The following is an 18,443-nucleotide window of genomic DNA, read 5'->3' as shown; positions in this document are numbered from 1 at the left end:
GCCTGTTCTGCGCTTCTTGCTGCTACGTTTCCTGCGATCTTTCCTGCGATCTTTCACGCGGTCTTCGCGAAAACGGACGCGTTTTCGCAGTCCCTTCTCAGCTCGCCGCGGCGGCCCGGATCTGTTCGAGCGTCGGCCACAGCCCTTGTCCGGCAAAGCGCTGGGCCATGAAGTCCACGAACGAGCGCACCTTCGCCGAGAGGTACCGGCGACTCGCATACACCACGTGGATGGGCAACTCGCGCGGCGGCGCCACGTCGACGAGAATCGGCACGAGGCGGCCGGCGGCGATGTCGTCGCCGATTACCTCAGTGCCCAGCAGCGCGACGCCCGCGCCGTGCAGCGTCACCACGCGCTGCGCTTCCAGGTGATTGACCACCATGTTGCCCGCCAGCCGCACGCGCGAACCGCCCGCCATAGACGAGAGCGTGAGTTCCTGCGCGGACACGTCCGCGTAGTGAATGAAGTTGTGGCGCGTGAGGTCGTCGAGCGTCTTCGGCGTGCCGTGCCGGGCCAGATAGTCGGGCGACGCACAGAGCAGGATGTGCGCGGTCGCAATCTGCCGCGCGATCAGCGAAGACGACTTGAGCCCGGACGGCGACGCGCGCACGGCCACGTCGAAACCTTCGTCGATCAGCTCGACCACGCGGTCCGACAACTGGATATCGACGGTGACCTTCGGGTACTGCGCGGCGTAATCGGCGGCCGCACCCATGATGTGGCGCAGGCCGAACGCCGACAGGCACGTTACGCGCAGCCGCCCTTGCGGCACGACGCTGGCGGCGCTCACCGCCTGCGCGGCCTCCTCGATTTCGCCCAGCGCCTGCGAGAGCCGCTCGTAATACTCGCGCCCCGCCTCGGTGGGCGCGACGCGCCGCGTGGTGCGGTTCAGAAGCCGCGCGCCCAGTTGCTGCTCCAGATGCATGACGTGCTTGCTCGCCATCGCGGGCGACATCTCGGCACGCGCGGCGGCGCCCACGAAGCTGCCCGTCTCCACGACGTGGCGGAACACTTTCATGCTGACGAGGGTATCCATCGCAATCGCTCACCGGAGGAATCAATCGGCGCCATTGTGCGCGCTTTATCAAGTGGAAGTGAGCAAAGGGTGGAATGGGGCGCACTCGGTGAGAGCGGTACAGGTGAGCGCGCGAGGCGCGCCGGCATCGGCGAACAGATGCAACGTGGCGGGGGACGCCTGGAGGAAGAGGCAGGCGGAAGAAGCAGCGCCCATCCACGCGAACCGCGACGGGCGGTGCCAACTGGGCGAACCGGGCGACGCACATTCGCGTAGCAGCCAGCGTAGCCGTTCGCGGCCCCGCGCGCGAGATCGTCGCACAGCGTGCGCGTCGGCACAGATGCCGTGCCGATCGGCGAGGCGGTGCCGCTGCCCGCCGCGCCTAGCCCGCCCACCGGCACAACCAACGCGCCCGCCGGCGCAATCAAAACTTCGCGCGCATGCCGACGCCGAAGGTGTCCCCCGACGACTGGTTGCTGATGTGGTCGTACATGTAGGCGGCGTACACGTCGGTGCGCTTCGAGAGCGGATAGTCGTAGCCCACGGCCCACGTCTGGCGCGTCTGGTCGAGGCCGCCGCCGTCGCGCGAGTATGCGTACGACGCCATCGCCGTGCCCGTGCCGAGCGGCGCGCTCACGCCGCCCTGCGCCGTGTTCACATGCCAGCTGCCCACGTTCTGGTCGTTCTTCGTGTACATGTACTGACCGAACAGCTTCACGTACTTGAGGTCGTACGAGACACCGAGCTGCGCGACGCTCTGGCTCTTCAGCCCCGTGACGAGGCTGTTCAGGTCGGTGGGGCTGTCGTTGAAGTTCACATACTGATAGACCGCGGTCGCCGCGAACGGGCCGTGGAAGTACAGCACCTGACCGCTCCACTTCTTCGAGCCGTTGTGGTCGGCGCTGTTGCCGAGCGCGTACATGGCGGCGCCCGAAAGACCGTTGAAGTCCGGCGTTGCGTACTGCACGGCGTTGTTCCAGCCCGAATCACCCACTACACCCTGGTCCGTGGTGTAGGTCGGGAACGTGCCCAGGCCGAGGAATACGTGATACACCATCGGCGAGAAGGTGTACGAGTCGATGAACGGGTTGAACAGAATCGTCGAAACGAACAGATGCGTCGTGAGACGGCCTGCCGTGACGGTGCCGTAAGGCGACTCGATGCCGACGTACGAGTTGCGGGCGAAGAACGTGTCGCCCTGGAAGCGCCCGTACTGGCCGTTCTGCGCGCGGAAGAAGCTTTCCAGCGCAAAGACCGCCTTGTAGCCGCCGCCCAGGTCCTCGGCGCCCTTCAGCCCCCAGTAGGACGTCGACATGCCGCCGCCCGACACGTTCCAGGCGCGCTGACTGCCGGGAAATTTCGTGGCGCCCACCCATTCGTCGACCTGGCCGTAAAGCTGCACGCTGGATTGCGCGAATGCCGACGATGCGCAAGCCAGCAATGCGACGACGGCGCCCGCTTTGAGCGTGGTGTTCAGCGCACGGCTGACGGTTGTCTTCATAGAATCTCCTGTCTTTGTCAAAGGGCCTGAAAGGCCAAAAAGGCTGTCATGGCTGGGCGGGGCGAGTTGCTCGCGCAAGCCGTTTGTTGTGAGTCCGTTGGGGCACCGGGCCAAATGCAGGCGGGACCATCTTTGCGGACCATTTTTATGAACAGAAATACCGCGACTTATTGCCGGTATACGTGCCGGATTAGTTTTGGCGTGCCCCGGGCTGCTAGTCCTTCGACGCTCACCGCCAAGCGGCAATGCATGACGGCTGGACCACCCCGCGAACCCTTACTGGGCGCGGCGCGGGCTGGGCGAGCCAACGCTCACCCGGACGCGATACGCCACGCCACATAGGGCGCGGAATTGTCAGGGATTGGATTGCCCGGAGCGTTCCGGCGCAGGGAATTTTCAAAAAAGTGTGGTAATGACGCGTCAGTTCCGCGCGGCCTGGACAGCCGCGCGAACAACGGAAGGGGAACAGCGGAAAACGACGGAAGTTCGCTAGTTGCGATACGGAGAGGGCATCGGCTGACGCGGCCCTTCTTCAGCCTGACGCGGAAGCGGCCGGTACGTACTGCGCTCCTCGTTATAGCGGGCGACGTCTTCGCGGATGGAACCCGCCCGCACGGGCGAATTCGCAGGCGGATGAGGTACGGGCCGGGCTTCGGTACTAATCGGCGTGATGGCGCCGGGGTATGGGACGTTGCCCCCATTACCCGGCCGGTAGACGTCGGGACCGGCGACGCGCAGGGGCGCCACGCCACGATTGCCGCTGCGGCCGGGGTGCGCCCGCGGGGCGCCGCCTTCGCGACCACCGCCACGCGGCGCAGCGGCAATTCGGGCGCCGAAGCCGCCGCCGAATGCATGCGAGCCGTGCGGCGGACCGCCGCCTTCGGGCCTGGCATGCGCGAACGCGACCGCGGCGGCCAGCAGCGCGCCCGCCATCCATCGTCCCGTTCTTGCCAGCCCTGCGTACATGTCTTGCCTGCCTCGCCCGACCATCGTCCCCGCGGCCGCGTACCGGGTGAGTCGGACCTGTTCGAGGCGCTATGCGCGGTGAGTAACTGTTTCCGCCGGACGCGCCTCGCGACCTTTGAGCAGTAATTTATGGGGGCGGCGTAAGAGGTGTCGAGCCAAAAAGTGTTATGCCCCAGGCAGGGATGTAACCACGTGTTACTGCACGATTTTTGCGCCTTTTGCGCCCTTTTTGCGCGCCATTTGGCGCCCGTGAGCGCGCTGCGACGCACGCACTCAAGCGCGTCCAAGCGTTGTTGAAACACATCACACGCCGCACGCCGAAACCCGTCACGACAGGCACGTTCCATGCACACCGTTCATTAATGAATTCCGGAAATGAATTTGCTTTTTTAATCGAAACGCACCGACAATAGTGAATTCCGCTTTCATACTGCACCGCCGCAACGCGTAGCCGCGGCAGCCGTTTCTGCGTTGCCGCGCGCCCCGAGATTCCGATGGCCCGTCCAAAATTCCTTCCCGACAACTTCACGCTGTGCCTCGTCGGTACGGTGATTCTTGCGAGTCTTCTGCCCGTGCACGGCGAAGCCTCGACGCCGTTCAACTGGCTCACCAACATTGCGGTGGGACTGCTGTTTTTCCTGCACGGCGCCAAGCTATCGCGCGAAGCGATCGTGGCGGGAGCCACGCACTGGCGCCTGCATCTGCTCGTACTCGCGAGCACTTTCGTCCTGTTCCCGCTCCTCGGCGTCGCGCTTAAGCCGCTCCTTTCGCCACTTGTCACGCCTGCGCTTTATGCCGGCGTCCTGTTTCTCTGCACGCTGCCGTCCACCGTGCAGTCCTCCATTGCGTTCACGTCGATTGCCAAAGGCAACGTGCCGGCGGCCGTGTGCAGCGCCTCGGCTTCCAGCCTGATCGGCATCTTCGTCACCCCGGCGCTGGTGAGTCTGCTCGTTACGAACCAGGCGGCCGGCGGCACGTCGGCGTGGCACACGGTGGGCAACATCGTGCTGCAACTGCTGGTGCCGTTTCTGGCCGGGCAGGCGCTGCGTCCCGTGATCGGCGGCTGGATCGAGCGCAACCGCGGCGTACTCAAGTTCGTCGATCAGGGGTCGATCCTGCTCGTCGTCTACGGCGCGTTCAGCGAGGCGGTGAACGAGGGCCTGTGGCATCACCTTTCGGTGGGCGCACTGGCCGGACTCGTGGTGGTGAACGCGGTGCTGCTCGCGCTTGCGCTCGCCGTCACGATGTTCACCAGCAAGCGGCTTGGCTTCTCCCGGCCGGACCAGATCACGATCATCTTCTGCGGATCGAAGAAAAGCCTTGCCGCCGGTGTGCCGATGGCCAAGGTGATCTTCGCCTCCAACGCCGTGGGCGCGGTGGTGCTGCCGCTCATGTTGTTCCACCAGATCCAGTTGATGGTGTGCGCGGCGCTCGCGCAGCGCTGGGGCGCACGGCGGACGGAAACCCAGACGGGCGACGAGTCGCGTGCCGCTCCACGGCCCGCGCGCGATCCCGCGACCCTGGGCCGTCGCGAAGCGGCTTCCAGCAACAAATAAGGCGTTCATGGCATTCCTTGAGGGGGTCCCCGGGCGGATTCCTCGGGCGTGTTAACCGCTGGCCGCCCTGCGCGGCGTCCCGCTATTCCACGCAAAATGCCGCCTCGCGTCTGCCTGGCCGGATGGTCATGCGCTGTCTTGCCCGAGCCGCGAACGAACGAACCCCACCGCGCCTCGGAAAAAACTAGCGAACGCTTGCCCTCCCCCAATGCGCCGCGCATAAAGGCTGCGCGGCCGACAGGCACCACAGCGGTGCATCGCGTCACCAAAAATTCATTCAACTCCCGCCCCTGGCAGCCGTTAAGGCGACCATCGTTAGCCCCGGCTGTCCGTCCATGTCACCTCGCGCGCCATCGCAATCTGTTGCACCGTGCATCGAAGACCTGATCGCGCGGCGCGAGTTGTCCGCCGTGTTCCAGCCGATCATCGACTTCGACGGCGGCTCCATCGTCGGGTATGAAGGTCTGATTCGCGGCCCGGCCGGCACGCCGCTGGAGTCGCCGTTCCGGCTTTTCGCGCAGGCCGCCGCCGAGGGCCGCACGATGGCGCTCGAGCAGGCCGCCGCCCTCACCTGCATCGAGGCCTTCGCGCACTTCGCCTGCACGGGCAAGCTGTTCCTCAACTTCAGCGCGGCCGCCATCCGCCACTTGATGGAAAACGGCGAACCCGCCTTCGCGCTCCTGCGCCAGCGGGGTCTGGATACGAACCGCGTCGTGATCGAACTCACTGAGCAGAGCGCGATTGCCGACCTGAACGACTTCCTGCCCGTGGTCGCGTCGCTGCGCTCCATGGGCGCGCAGTTCGCCCTCGACGACTACGGCACCGCGAACGCGAGCATGAATCTGTGGGTGCGCCTGCAGCCGGACGTGGTGAAGATCGACCGCTTCTTCATCCACGAAATTGCCAGCGATCCGCTTAAGTTCGAAGCCGTGCGCGCCATGCAGCATTTCGCGAACGCAAGCGGCGCGCGGCTCGTGGCCGAAGGCATTGAAAACGAAGCGGACCTCATCGTGCTGCGCGACATGGGCATCGGCTGCGGCCAGGGTTACTTCTTCGGGCGGCCCGCCTCGCGGCCCGCGCTGGCCGTGGCCGAAGAGGCGCGCAACGCGATCGGCGCGGGCCATATCGCGGTGTTTCCCGAGACCACGCGCAACGCGCCGGCGTCGCCCTCAGGCAGCATGGCGTCGGCGCGCATGCTCGTGCAGGCGCCCGCTCTGCCGCGCCAGGCGACCAACAACGACGTGCTCGAACTCTTCAACCGGCTGCCCGACCTGCACGCAGTCGCCGTCGTGGAAAACGACGCGCCCATCGCGCTCATCAACCGACGCGCCTTCATGGACCGCTACGCGTTGCCGTATCACCGCGAGCTGTTCGGCAAGAAGCCGTGCCTGCAGTTTGCGAACGCGTCGCCGGTGGTGATCGAAAAGTCGATGACGGTCGAGCAGATGGCCAAATTGCTCGCGAGCGACGACCAGCGCTATCTGGCCGACGGTTTCGTGATCACCGACAACGGCCGCTACGCGGGCCTGGGCACCGGCGAGAACCTCGTGCGCGCGGTCACGGAGGTGCGCATCGAAGCGGCGCGCTACGCGAATCCGCTCACCTTCCTGCCCGGCAACATTCCGATCAGCTCGCACATCGAGCGCCTGTTGAGCCACGACGCGGGCTTCTACGCCTGCTACGTCGATCTGAACCACTTCAAGCCGTTCAACGACCAGTACGGCTACTGGCAAGGCGACGAGGTGCTGAAGTTCGCCGCCGCCGTGCTGGCGGACGTCTGCGACCCGACGCGCGACTTCCTTGGTCACGTGGGCGGCGACGACTTCCTGATCCTGTTCCAGAGCGACGACTGGCACGAGCGCGCGATGCGCGCCATCCACCTCTTCAACGAAGGCGCGCAGCGCTTCTACGCGCCCGCCGACCGGCAGGCAGGCGGCATCCACGGCGAGGACCGGCGCGGCAATCCGACCTTCTTCGGCTTCGTCACGATGGCGATTGGCGGCGTGCGCATCGAGTCCGGCGGCGGCGCGAAGTACAGCAGCGACGAGATCGCGTCGGTGGCCGCGCTTGCCAAACGCCGGGCGAAGCACGAGTCGTCGGGCTTCGTGCTGGTGGATGCCGGCGAGAGCGCGGCGCAACTGCGCGGACGCCCCGAGACGCCGCATGCTGCCGAAGGCGGCGCGCGAGGCAAGCCGGCGGACGCGGGCGGTTCGCACGCCGCGTCGCGCAGCGCCGCCCGGGCCTCTTGCGAGAATTCGACGGCGCGGTGAGGCGCGCGGCTTAGGCCTTCGGCTGGGCCATGTCTCCAAGCCACGCGCTCTTATCCCGGCGGGACCGCGTCTGCGGTTCCGAAGCCACCATCCGGGGTACGCGCACCGAATCGCGTCGACAACGCTGCGCCCCCTCGCTTTCTCCGCTTACCGACCTCCCCTCTGAACGCCTCATCCCCGAGGCGCATTGTCCCGGCTCATCAATTTGCCTCAACGTCGCGGGTCCGGCCTCTTTCACCCAGGTTCCCACGCCTGTTTAGCATTTTTTAGTAAACAAAAAGAAACAGCTTTCAGCCCTTTTTCTACGGGTATTTACGCGTATCTCACGTGGCTAAACAGGGCTTCTGAAGCGGCCTTTTACTATACAATCGTCCGAACTCAAAACGCCTGCGGTCAAGCCTCTCGCGCTGCCGCCACGAACTCATGGGGACAACCATTCGCGATGTCGCTCGCGCGGCCAGCGTGTCGATCGGCACCGTTTCGCGAGCCCTGAAGAACCAGCCCGGCCTCTCCGACGCCACGCGCACCCGCGTGATCGAGGTCGCGCGCAGTCTCGGCTACGACCCGGCTCAATTGCGCCCGCGCATCCGCCGGCTCACCTTTCTGCTGCACCGCCAGCACAACAACTTCGCCGCGACCCCCTTCTTTTCGCACGTGCTGCACGGCGTGGAAGACGCCTGCCGCGAGCGCGGCATCGTGCCGTCGCTGCTCACCGCGGGCCCCACCGAAGACGTCGTGCAGCAACTCCGCCTGCATGCGCCGGACGCCATCGCGGTAGCCGGCTTCGTCGAGCCCGAAACGCTTGCCACCCTCACTGCCATGCAGCGCCCGCTCGTGCTGATCGATCTCTGGGCACCCGGGCTGCGCTCGGTGAATCTCGACAACGCCGCGGGCGCCGGGCTCGCCATGCGCCATCTGTTCACGCAGGGCCACAAGCGCATCGCGTTCATCGGCGGGTCGCTCGCGCACTTCAGCATCGCGCAGCGCGCGCTCGGCTACCGGCGCGCGTTCTTCGAGGCGGGGCTGCTCTTCGATCCGTCGCTTGAAGTGAACATCGACGCCGGGCTCGATCCCGATGCCGGCGCCTCGCTCGCCATGCAGCGGCTGCTCGATGCGGGCGAGTCCGCGCGGCCCGACGCCGTGTTCGCCTACAACGACGCCGCCGCGCTCGCCGCGATGCGCGTGTGCCTCGCCAACGGACTGCGCGTGCCGGAGGACATCGCCATCGTCGGCTTCGACGACATTCCGGGCGCCGCGCACGCCAGCCCGCCGCTCACCACGGTCGCCGTGGACAAGGAAGCGCTGGGGCGCCGCGGCGTGGCACTGCTGCTCGAAGATGCGCCCGGCGAAACCGAAATCCGCCTGCCCGTTCAACTGATAACCCGCGCCAGCACCTTGGGGAGACAGCCATGACGCAACCACGATCGCCCGGCACGGGCACAACGAAGCCGGCCGCAGCCGCGCGGGCGCCGCACGCTCCGCTCGCACCGGCAGCAGGGGCGGCAACCACGCCGGCCGGTGTGCCGCCCGTCGAAAGCTTTCGCGACCGCCGCTTCCTGCTCTCGCACATCGAAGACACGCTGCGCTTCTACGCGCCGAACGTGTTCGACGAAAGCGGCGGCTTCTTCCACTATTTCCGCGACGACGGCTCGGTCTACAACGCGAGTTCGCGGCACCTCGTGAGCAGTTGCCGCTTCGTCTTCAATTACGCGATGGCGTACCGCCAGTTCGGCGACCCGCTCCACCTCGACTACGCGCGCCACGGCCTGCGCTTTCTGCGCGACGCCCACTGGGACGCACAGCACGAAGGCTACGACTGGGAAATCAAGTGGCGCGACGGCCACCGCCGCACGCTGGACGGCACGCGCCACTGCTACGGTCTCGCCTTCGTGCTGCTCGCCTGCGCGCACGCGGCGATGGCCGGCATCGAAGAAGCGCGGCCGATGATCGGCGCCACCTTCGAGCTCATGGAGCGCCGCTTCTGGGACGGCGCCGCCGGCCTCTACGCCGACGAAGCCACGCCCGACTGGCGCGTGTCGAGCTACCGCGGCCAGAACGCGAACATGCACACCACCGAGGCGCTGCTCACCGCGTACGAAGCCACCGGCCACCTCGTCTACCTGGACCGCGCCGAGCGCGTGGCGTCGAACATCACGCTGCGCCAGGCGAAGCTCTCGCACGGCCTCGTGTGGGAGCACTTTCACGCGGACTGGTCTGTGGACTGGCATTACAACGAGGAAGACAGCTCGAACATCTTCCGCCCCTGGGGCTTTCAGCCGGGGCATCAGACCGAGTGGGCCAAGCTGCTGCTGATTCTCGAGCGGCACCGTCCGTTGCCGTGGCTCGCGCCGCGCGCCATCGAGCTCTTCGACGCCGCCATGGCGCACGCCTGGGACGACAACCACGGCGGCCTCTATTACGGCTTCGGCCCCGACGGCACCGTCTGCGATCACGACAAATATTTCTGGGTGCAGGCGGAAACCTTCGCGGCCGCCGCGCTGCTCGCCAAGCGCACCGGCAACGAACGCTTCTGGGACTGGTACGACGAGATCTGGCGCTATAGCTGGGCGCATTTCGTCGATCACCGCTACGGCGCGTGGTACCGCATCCTCACCTGCGACAACCGCAAATACAGCGACGAGAAGAGCCCGGCCGGCAAGACCGACTATCACACGATGGGCGCGTGCTACGAAGTGCTGAATGCGCTGCCGGCGCAAGCGTCGGCGGACACGGACGCGACAGGCGGCGCGAACGAAGCCAACGGCCGCGCGCGCCCCGCCACGGGCAAAGGCACAGCCGCAGGTAACGGAAAGCACAACGGCAAGAGCGCCTCCGCATTGCGCGCCAAGTCCCAACGGACTTCGGGCAGCCCCTCGAACGTCGGCTCGAAACCCGGCGCGAACGTCGCCCCGGAAAGCGCGGCCCGCGGCAAAACGAAGAAGGACGAAACGCCGCCCGCGAACAAGAACGGCGGAAGCCGCGCAGCGGCCCGCACTCGCGCGGCGCACGCCGCGCCCCGTCGCACAGGATCAGCACGATGAACACTCCGGCACCTACCCACGCGCCGCAAGGCACCGCAGCGAGCGGCCTGCCCGTCTTCGTTTCCGCGGGCGACATCCTCACCGACCTCGTGCGCACCGGCGAGGACCACGAGTCGCACTGGCTCTCGCGTCCCGGCGGCGCGGGCTGGAACGTGGCGCGCGCCGTCGCGCGGCTGGGTCTGCCCACGGCATGCGCGGGTTCGCTCGGCACCGACTGCTTCTCCGACGAACTCTGGAACGCGAGCGTCGTCGCGGGTCTCGACATGCGTTTCATGCAGCGCGTGGAGCGGCCGCCGCTGCTCGCCATCGTGCATCGCACGCATCCACCCGCGTACTTCTTCATGGGCGAAAACAGCGCGGATCTCGCCTTCGACCCCGCCGGCCTGCCCGAGGGCTGGATGGCGCAGGTGAAGTGGGCGCACTTCGGCTGCATCAGTCTCGTGCGCCAGCCGCTCGGCGAAACGCTCGCGACGCTCGCCGCGCAACTGCACGCACGCGGCGTGAAGATCAGCTTCGACCCGAACTACCGCAACCTGATGGAGCATGGCTACGAGCCGACGCTGCGCAGAATGGCTGCGCTCGCGGACCTCATCAAGGTATCGGACGAAGATCTGCGGCTGCTGTTCAAGACCGACGACGAAGCCGCCGCCCTCGCGACGCTGCGCGAGATGAACCCTGCGGCCACGCTGCTCGTCACGCGCGGGCCGGACAAGGCGACGCTGTTCGTGCCGGGCGCAGAAGGCACGGGGACCACGACGTTCGAAGCCAGCCCGCCGCGCGTCGAGGTGGCGGATACGGTGGGTGCGGGCGATGCGTCTATCGCGGGCCTGCTGTTCAGTCTCATGACAGCGTCGCAGCGCTCGTGGCCCGAGCACCTTGCATTCGCCCTCGCAGCCGGCGCGGCCGCGTGCCGGCACAAGGGCGCGCATTCGCCGTCGCTGGACGAAGTGGTGTCGCTGCTGGAGCGCTGAAACCGTCGCTGCGGCAAGGCGTCAGGAAGGGTTCCAGGCACGCCGCCTGCGAGGCCTTCGCCATGCGTGCGCGCTGGCGGTAAGCCTCGAATCGGCGTGCTAGGATAAAAGTTCCTTCCAGCTGGAGCCGCATCATGGAAGACGTCACCTACACCAAAGGGATCTACACGGCCACGGCCACCGTCCGTCCGGCGAACAGCGGGCACTATCAGGGCGTGGTCTCGCTCGCGCGCGACGACGGCGAGGAACCGGAAAACGTGCTCTACGAAGTCGAGGCCACGTCGGCCACGGCCACTGAAGCGCTGGAAGAAGCCAAGGCGCTCGCGCATCGCATTCTCGGCGAGCTCGAACTGTAGGGCCGCTCGTGGGCGCCAACTCAGGCGCCCGACCCGGGCCCGCCGCTCAGGCGACCCAAGGCTGGCACTCAACCGCTGGAGGCGACCATGGCCGATCAGCTCTTTCTCTATGGCGTCTACGCCATCCACGTCCGTCCCATCGAGCTGCAAGGTGCGCGCTGGGACGCGGAGTACGAAATCCGGCATCAGGACAAAGCCGTGCAGCCGTGGACCACGGTGGGCGGCGACAACGGCTATGCCGACGCAGGCGAAGCGATCGAATTGGCGCATCGCCAGGCCGTGGCCGACATCGAGCACGGCGCGGGCATTCCGAAGCCGCGCGTGTTTCCCTGATGCCGTGATGGTTCGCCAACGCTGTGCCCTGGAACCGCGGGGCCGCTGAACCGCGCGCCGCGCACTCACGATGAGGGCACCGCGTGCCGCCGCCGTGCTACGCTCGTCCGCGTTTTCATCGCTCAGGGAACGCAATGGCAGACGACACGTGCGGCGAAGCCCGCAGTGATTCAGACAACGAACCCTGCCCCGTGAAGCCCGGCAAGGACAGCGGCGACGACGCAAACGAGCGCCGCGCGAAGCGCTGGCGCGACGGCCGGCGTGTCGCGTTCGGTTCGCGCGTGGTCATTGCGCACGGCCTGCCGCTGCCTTTCTGGCAGGACTTCTATCACCGTGCGCTCACCGTGAGTTGGCCGATGTTCTTCGGCGCGCTCGCGGCATTTTTTCTGCTGCTCAACACCGGCTTCGCGGTGCTCTATGAACTGAACGGTCCGGGCATTGCGAACCAGAATCCTGCCGGCTTCGCCGGTGCGTTCTTCTTCAGCGTGGAGACGCTCGCCACCGTGGGTTACGGCGACATGCATCCGTCGACGGTCTACGCGCATCTCGTTGCCACGCTCGAAATCTTCTGCGGCATGTCGGGCATCGCGCTCGCCACGGGGCTCGTGTTCGCGCGCTTCTCGCGGCCGCGCGCGAAGATCATGTTCACGCGCTACGCCATCGTGCGTGAACTGGAGGGCCGCACCACGCTCATGGTGCGCGCCGCCAACGCGCGCCAGAACGTGATCGCGGAAGCCAGCGCGAAGCTGCGTCTCCTGCGCCGCGAAACCATGCCGGAGGGCTATACGCTGCAGCGTATCTACGATCTGAAGCTGATCCGCGACCAGCATCCCATCTTCCTGCTGGGCTGGAACCTCATGCACGTGATCGACGAAACGAGCCCTCTCTACGGCGAAACGGTCGAATCGCTCGTGCGTCAGAACGCGTCGCTGCTCATCATGATCGAAGGTTCGGACGAGTCCACTTCGCAGACCATGCAGGCGCGTCATGCCTGGGACGCCCGAGACATCCGCTGGAACCATCGCTATGTGGACCTCATTTCGGAAGTGGATGGCGTGAGCCATATCGACTACGCGCGATTCCACGACGTCGTGCCGCTCGGCGTGCACGACGTTGCCCCTGCGGATCAGGCATAGCGGCCGCGTAAAACGCAGCACGCGGCAAATCCCGCTCAAATCGCGGCGCAATCGTCCGGCTCGTTGCGATGTTCGACGCGCCGCATGCCGAGATAGCAAAAACATTCCTTCATCGGCGCGAAAAAATAAGGTCTCTTCTCGCGCGGCGCGGCACCCACAGCCAGCGCGCGCGACACGCATAACAAGGAGACGCTTCATGACCGCCCGTCTGCCCGACGAGAGCCTGCCGCCGAAGTCGCCCACGCCGCTTGCCGACTATCGCCTCACCGACAACCTCGCCGCCACGCGCGGCCGCATCTTCCTCACCGGCACGCAGGCACTGGTGCGCCTCGCGCTCATGCAGGCCGCGCTCGACCGCGCCGCAGGTCTGAATACCGCGGGCTTCATCAGCGGCTATCGCGGCTCGCCGCTCGGCATGGTGGACCAGCAACTGTGGAAGGCAAAGAAGCTGCTGGACGGCGCCGGCGTGCGCTTTCTGCCCGCCATCAACGAGGAACTGGGCGGCACTGCCGTGCTCGGCACGCAGCGCGTGGAAGGCGACCCCGAGCGCAACGTCGACGGCGTGTTCGCCATGTGGTACGGCAAGGGCCCGGGCGTGGACCGCGCGGGCGATGCGCTCAAGCACGGCAACGCCTACGGTTCGTCGCCGCACGGCGGCGTGCTGGTGGTGGCCGGCGACGATCACGGCTGCGTGTCGTCGTCCATGCCGCATCAGAGCGACTTCGCGATGATGGCGTGGCACATGCCCATCGTGAATCCGTCGAATATCGCGGACATGCTCGAATTCGGCCTGTACGGCTGGGCGCTATCGCGCTTCTCGGGTGCATGGGTCGGCTTCAAGGCGATTTCGGAGACAGTCGAATCCGGCTCCACGGTGGACCTCGACGCGCTGCACACGCACTGGCCCGCGCCCGCCGGTTTCGAGCCTCCCGCAGGCGGCCTGCACAACCGCTGGCCCGACCTGCCGAGCCTCGCCATCGAAGCGCGGCTGGCGGCGAAGCTCGACGCCGTGCGCCACTTCGCGCGCACGAACAGCATCGACCGCTGGATCGCGCCCAGCCCGCACGCGAACGTGGGCATCGTGACCTGCGGCAAGGCGCATCTCGATCTCATGGAAGCGTTGCGCCGGCTCGATCTCACGGTGAGCGATCTGGACGCGGCGGGCGTGCGCATCTACAAGGTGGGCCTGTCGTTTCCGCTCGAACTTTCGCGCATCAACGCCTTCGTGTCGGGCCTGACCGACGTGCTCGTGATCGAAGAAAAGGGGCCCGTGGTCGAACAGCAGATCAAGGACTCCCTCTACAACCGCGAAGCGGGCGCCCGTCCGCGCGTGCTCGGCAAGCACGCGGCCGACGGCGCGCCGCTGCTTTCGGCATTGGGCGAACTGCGCCCCTCGCGCATCCTGCCCGTGTTCGCGGACTGGCTCGCGCGCCACAAGCCCGCACTCGACCGGCGCAACCGCGTGGTCGACCTCGTCGCGCCGCAGATTCTCTCCAACGAAGCCGACGGCGTGAAGCGCACGCCGTACTTCTGCTCGGGCTGCCCGCACAACACGTCGACGAAGGTGCCCCAAGGGTCCGTCGCGCAGGCGGGCATCGGCTGTCACTTCATGGCGTCGTGGATGGACCGCGACACGACGGGTCTGATCCAGATGGGCGGCGAAGGCGTGGACTGGGCCTCGCATTCCATGTTCACGAACACGCGCCACGTGTTCCAGAACCTGGGCGACGGCACCTACTTCCATTCGGGCATTCTCGCGATTCGCCAGGCGGTGGCCGCGAAGGCGAACATCACCTACAAGATCCTCTACAACGACGCGGTGGCGATGACGGGCGGCCAGCCCGTGGACGGCAGCATCTCCGTGCCGCAGATCGCGCGCCAGGTGGAAGCCGAAGGCGTGTCGCGCTTCGTCGTGGTAAGCGACGAGCCCGAAAAGTACGACGGCCATCACGACCTCTTTCCGAGGGGCACGACGTTCCACCATCGCCGCGAAATGGACACCGTGCAGCGCGAATTGCGCGACACGAGCGGCGTAACGGTGCTGATCTACGACCAGACCTGCGCCGCGGAAAAACGGCGCCGCCGTAAGAAGGGCGAATTCCCCGATCCCGACCGGCGCCTCTTCATCAACGAGGAAGTCTGCGAAGGCTGCGGCGATTGCGGCGTGCAGTCGAACTGCCTTTCCGTGGAGCCGGTGGAAACCGTGCTGGGCCGCAAGCGCCGCATCGACCAGTCGTCGTGCAACAAGGACTACTCGTGCGTGAACGGCTTTTGCCCGAGCTTCGTGACGATCGAAGGCGGCAAGCTGAAGAAGGCAGCGGGCGTCGCATTCGACGTGGATGCGCTCGCCGCACGCGTGAACGCGCTGCCGGTGCCGGCATCGAAGCTCGACGCCGCGCCCTACGACATCCTCGTCACGGGCGTGGGCGGCACGGGCGTGGTGACGGTGGGCGCGCTCATCAGCATGGCCGCGCATCTGGAGGGCAAAAGCGCATCGGTGCTCGACTTCATGGGCTTCGCGCAGAAGGGCGGCTCGGTGCTGTCGTTCGTGCGCTTTGCCGCGCGCGACGAGTGGCTGAACCAGGTGCGCATCGACACGCAGCAGGCCGACGTGCTGCTCGCCTGCGACATGGTGGTGGGCGCGAGCGCCGATGCGTTGCAGACGGTGCGCCACGATCGCACGCGCATCGTCGTCAACACGCACGCCATTCCGAACGCGTCGTTCGTGCAGAACCCCGACGCGAATCTGCACGCCGACGCGCTGCTCGCCAAGATGCGCCACGCGGCAGGCGACGGCCGGCTCGACGCGTGCGACGCACAGGCTCTCGCGAGCCGCTTTCTCGGCGACACCATCGGCGCGAACATTCTGATGCTGGGCTTCGCCTGGCAGCTGGGGCTCGTGCCGGTTTCGTTCGCGGCGCTCATGCGCGCTATCGAACTGAACAACGTCGCGGTGCAGGCGAACCAGTTGGCATTCTCGATCGGCCGTCTCGCCGCCGCGGACCCGGCCGCGCTCGAAGCACTCTGGCAAGCGCGCCACGCCGCGAAGTCGGAAGCACGCGTGGAAACGCTCGACGAAATCGTCGCGGACCGCGAAGCGCGCCTCTCAGCCTATGGCGGCACGCGATACGTTGCGCGCTATCGCGCGCTCGTGGATGCCGCGCGTGCCGCGGACCGCACGCGCGATGAAGCCGTGAGCCGCGCCGTGGTCACCACGTTCTACCGGCTGCTCGCGGTGAAGGACGAATACGAAGTGGCGCGCCTGCACACGCAGCCGGCGTTTCGCGAAGCATTGGAAGCGCAGTTCGAAGGCACGGCGGGCCGCGACTTTCGCGTGAAGTTCAATCTCGCGCCGCCGGTGCTCGCTCATGGGAAGCGTGGGGAACCGCCGCGCAAGATGCAGTTCGGCGCGTGGCTGTGGCCCGTGCTCGGCGTGCTCGCGAAGGTACGTGGCCTGCGCGGCACGGCGTTCGATCCGTTCGGCCGCACGCTGGAACGCCGCATGGAACGCGAACTCGCCCACGACTACGAAGCCACGATGCGGCGCGCGCTCGCGAAGCTGGCCGCGAGCCACGCAAATGCCAATGCCAACGCCGACTCGGAGGACATCGCAAAACTCGCGGCACTGCACGCACGCGTGCGCGGCTACGGGCACGTGAAGCTCGCCAACCTCGCGGCTGCGAAGCGCAGCGAACGCGAACTGGCGGCGCGCCTCGGCATCGAAGCGGCCACGGGCAAGCACGTCAAACAGGCACTCGATCAGGCAAGAGGCGCGGGCACGCTGCGCGGCATTCCGGTCGTGGTGGCGAAGTGACCTGAAGCGCCAACGTCAATCGCCGGGCTGCGGGCTGCGGGCTGCGGGCTGCGGGCTGCGGGCTGCGGGCTGCGGGCTGCGGCTAGAGCGTATCGTCTTTCCAGTCGATATCGCCGCACAGCACGCCCAGCCGCTCGCCCACCTGCACGGCGACGGAGAGCGTCACGCACGGAATGGCCTCGTTGATCGAGAGATACGGCTTCGTCACGTGCACGCGGCCCGGCTCGCTGATAGCTGCGCGGAAATAAGGACGGCGCAGCCAGTTGGCGCCCTGCGCATCGGAAAGCGGCAAGAAGCGTGTTTCGTGCTGCGCGCGGTCCATGCGCAGCACCACGTTGCGGCCCGCCTGGCGGCCGTGCGAGTCGAGCAGGAAGCAGCGCGCCGCGTCGTCGAGTGCGAGGAAATTCCAGCACACCTCTTCGAGCGGCTCGCCCGCACCCAGCCGCTCCGCCGCGCGCTCGAAGGCACGCAGATACGGCGCGAGGCGGGTTGCCGTGCTGCGCTCGCGCGCCTCGGTCTGCACGCGGTAGCGCTCGGTCACGTCGCCGATCACCGTGGCCGCCAGCGACGCGTCGGCAAGGCCCGGATGCGGCCGCGCGAAGAAGAAGCCCTGCACGAAGTCGGCCTCGCAGGAAAGCGCCAGTTGCGCTTCGTGCTCCGTCTCCACGCCTTCGATCAGCACGAGCTTGCCCGCTTCATGCAGCAGCGACACGAGCCCGTGCAGGATCGCCGCCATGTCCCGCCGCAGCGACGCGTGCAGCAGCATGATGCGGTCGATCTTCACGAGGTCCGGGTTCAGTTGCCACACGCGTTCCAGGTTCGAATGACCGGCGCCGAAGTCGTCGAGCGCGATCAAAAAGCCGCGTTCGCGAAACTCCTGCACGGACTCGGCAAGGCGTTCGATGTCGTCCGTACTCTGCTCCAGTACTTCGAGCACGATGCGGCGCGGCGGAATGTCGAGCCGGCGCAGGTTGGCGAGCAGCGCCGCCGCGTGATACGGCTCGGTGAGCGTGCCCGGATGCACGTTGAGGAAGAGCCACTCGCGCTGCGCGCCGAGCAGCCTGAAGTTCTCCAGATGCAGCGCCTGGGCGAGCCGGTCCACCTGCAAGACCTCGCCTAAGCGCGCCGCGGCGCCGAATACGTCCACGGGCGCGACCGGGCGGTCGAGTCCGTCGTGGGCGCGCAGCAGGCCCTCGTAGCCCACGGCCCGCATGTGCGAGAGGCTGAATACGGGTTGAAATACGCTGGTCAATGTCCAGTCGCCGTGCTGCGCGGCATAGCGCTGCATGCCGGATGCCATGCTCAGCTCGAAGCCGTGCGGTACGGCGAAAGTTCGTTCCTGTTGCTCGATGGTCATGCGTTCCTCTCGTGCGAGCCTCGTCGCCGGTGTAGGCGCGGCTCTCGCGCCGCCGATGGCGTGCGGTCTCGCGGTGTACGTCGTCAGCGGGGAGTAAAGCAAGGTCCATGCGCACTACGGCCCGTGT

General features: G+C 66.9%; 13 protein-coding genes. 9 read left to right on the top strand and 4 right to left on the bottom strand.

The genetic code is table 11. The annotated features are described in order from the left end of the window. Window positions 1-97 precede the first annotated feature (97 nt). The 3 genes from U0042_RS20345 to U0042_RS20335 form a co-directional block, all read right to left on the bottom strand. Window positions 98-1,036, bottom strand: coding sequence for a LysR family transcriptional regulator (locus U0042_RS20345; RefSeq protein WP_114809427.1), 939 nt, complete (start codon window positions 1,034-1,036; stop codon window positions 98-100). A 403-nt stretch (window positions 1,037-1,439) separates the two neighbouring features. Continuing rightward, window positions 1,440-2,516 carry a porin gene (locus U0042_RS20340; protein WP_114809428.1) on the bottom strand — a complete coding sequence of 359 codons (1,077 nt, stop codon included), beginning with the start codon at window positions 2,514-2,516 and terminating at the stop codon, window positions 1,440-1,442. A gap of 489 nt (window positions 2,517-3,005) precedes the next feature. Further along, window positions 3,006-3,482: a hypothetical protein gene (locus U0042_RS20335; protein ID WP_114809429.1), complete on the bottom strand. Its 477-nt coding sequence runs from the start codon at window positions 3,480-3,482 to the stop codon at window positions 3,006-3,008. A gap of 494 nt (window positions 3,483-3,976) precedes the next feature. Here U0042_RS20335 and U0042_RS20330 point away from each other — a divergent pair, with 494 nt between their 5' ends. From U0042_RS20330 to U0042_RS20290, 9 genes are all read left to right on the top strand, one after another. Further along, entirely contained in the window at window positions 3,977-5,038 is a 1,062-nt protein-coding gene (locus U0042_RS20330) for a bile acid:sodium symporter family protein (RefSeq protein ID WP_114809430.1), read from the top strand. A 335-nt stretch (window positions 5,039-5,373) separates the two neighbouring features. Beyond that, a complete protein-coding gene (locus U0042_RS20325) occupies window positions 5,374-7,308 on the top strand; it encodes an EAL domain-containing protein (RefSeq protein WP_114809431.1) in 1,935 nt (644 codons plus the stop codon). A 423-nt stretch (window positions 7,309-7,731) separates the two neighbouring features. Next, the gene (locus U0042_RS20320) at window positions 7,732-8,721 is read left to right on the top strand and encodes a LacI family DNA-binding transcriptional regulator (protein WP_114809432.1); all 990 of its coding nucleotides are present in this window, start codon (window positions 7,732-7,734) and stop codon (window positions 8,719-8,721) included. Continuing rightward, window positions 8,718-10,349, top strand: coding sequence for an AGE family epimerase/isomerase (locus U0042_RS20315; protein WP_114809433.1), 1,632 nt, complete (start codon window positions 8,718-8,720; stop codon window positions 10,347-10,349). Before U0042_RS20320 ends, U0042_RS20315 begins: the two co-directional genes overlap by 4 nt. Then, a complete protein-coding gene (locus tag U0042_RS20310) occupies window positions 10,346-11,320 on the top strand; it encodes a carbohydrate kinase family protein (protein ID WP_114809434.1) in 975 nt (324 codons plus the stop codon). The genes U0042_RS20315 and U0042_RS20310 overlap by 4 nt, the downstream gene beginning before the upstream one ends. 134 nt (window positions 11,321-11,454) lie before the next feature. Beyond that, a complete protein-coding gene (locus U0042_RS20305) occupies window positions 11,455-11,676 on the top strand; it encodes a hypothetical protein (protein ID WP_114809435.1) in 222 nt (73 codons plus the stop codon). Window positions 11,677-11,763: 87 nt separating this feature from the next. Further along, window positions 11,764-12,009 (top strand): hypothetical protein, encoded by a 246-nt coding sequence (locus U0042_RS20300; RefSeq protein ID WP_114809436.1) that lies wholly within the window; start codon window positions 11,764-11,766, stop codon window positions 12,007-12,009. A 134-nt stretch (window positions 12,010-12,143) separates the two neighbouring features. Beyond that, complete coding sequence (locus U0042_RS20295) at window positions 12,144-13,145, top strand: ion channel (RefSeq protein WP_114809437.1); 1,002 nt, start codon at window positions 12,144-12,146, stop codon at window positions 13,143-13,145. A gap of 196 nt (window positions 13,146-13,341) precedes the next feature. Further along, entirely contained in the window at window positions 13,342-16,959 is a 3,618-nt protein-coding gene (locus U0042_RS20290) for an indolepyruvate ferredoxin oxidoreductase family protein (protein WP_114809438.1), read from the top strand. Between the two features lie 82 nt (window positions 16,960-17,041). Here U0042_RS20290 and U0042_RS20285 read toward each other — a convergent pair whose 3' ends face one another. Then, on the bottom strand, window positions 17,042-18,316 hold the full coding sequence (locus U0042_RS20285; RefSeq protein WP_114809439.1) for an EAL domain-containing protein: 1,275 nt from the start codon (window positions 18,314-18,316) through the stop codon (window positions 17,042-17,044). Between the last annotated feature and the right edge of the window lie 127 nt (window positions 18,317-18,443).

It is taken from the genome of Paraburkholderia kururiensis (assembly GCF_034424375.1).
Classification (GTDB): Bacteria; Pseudomonadota; Gammaproteobacteria; order Burkholderiales; family Burkholderiaceae; genus Paraburkholderia; species Paraburkholderia kururiensis_A.
The sequence above is the reverse complement of the archived record's forward strand: the minus strand, read 5'-3'. Positions and strand labels throughout refer to the sequence as shown.

Coding starts and splice junctions, on each gene's coding strand:
- U0042_RS20345 (WP_114809427.1), bottom strand. CDS start 1,036: ATGGATACCCTCGTCAGCATGAAAGTGTTCCGCCACGTCGTGGAGACG.
- U0042_RS20340 (WP_114809428.1), bottom strand. CDS start 2,516: ATGAAGACAACCGTCAGCCGTGCGCTGAACACCACGCTCAAAGCGGGC.
- U0042_RS20335 (WP_114809429.1), bottom strand. CDS start 3,482: ATGTACGCAGGGCTGGCAAGAACGGGACGATGGATGGCGGGCGCGCTG.
- U0042_RS20330 (WP_114809430.1), top strand. CDS start 3,977: ATGGCCCGTCCAAAATTCCTTCCCGACAACTTCACGCTGTGCCTCGTC.
- U0042_RS20325 (WP_114809431.1), top strand. CDS start 5,374: ATGTCACCTCGCGCGCCATCGCAATCTGTTGCACCGTGCATCGAAGAC.
- U0042_RS20320 (WP_114809432.1), top strand. CDS start 7,732: ATGGGGACAACCATTCGCGATGTCGCTCGCGCGGCCAGCGTGTCGATC.
- U0042_RS20315 (WP_114809433.1), top strand. CDS start 8,718: ATGACGCAACCACGATCGCCCGGCACGGGCACAACGAAGCCGGCCGCA.
- U0042_RS20310 (WP_114809434.1), top strand. CDS start 10,346: ATGAACACTCCGGCACCTACCCACGCGCCGCAAGGCACCGCAGCGAGC.
- U0042_RS20305 (WP_114809435.1), top strand. CDS start 11,455: ATGGAAGACGTCACCTACACCAAAGGGATCTACACGGCCACGGCCACC.
- U0042_RS20300 (WP_114809436.1), top strand. CDS start 11,764: ATGGCCGATCAGCTCTTTCTCTATGGCGTCTACGCCATCCACGTCCGT.
- U0042_RS20295 (WP_114809437.1), top strand. CDS start 12,144: ATGGCAGACGACACGTGCGGCGAAGCCCGCAGTGATTCAGACAACGAA.
- U0042_RS20290 (WP_114809438.1), top strand. CDS start 13,342: ATGACCGCCCGTCTGCCCGACGAGAGCCTGCCGCCGAAGTCGCCCACG.
- U0042_RS20285 (WP_114809439.1), bottom strand. CDS start 18,316: ATGACCATCGAGCAACAGGAACGAACTTTCGCCGTACCGCACGGCTTC.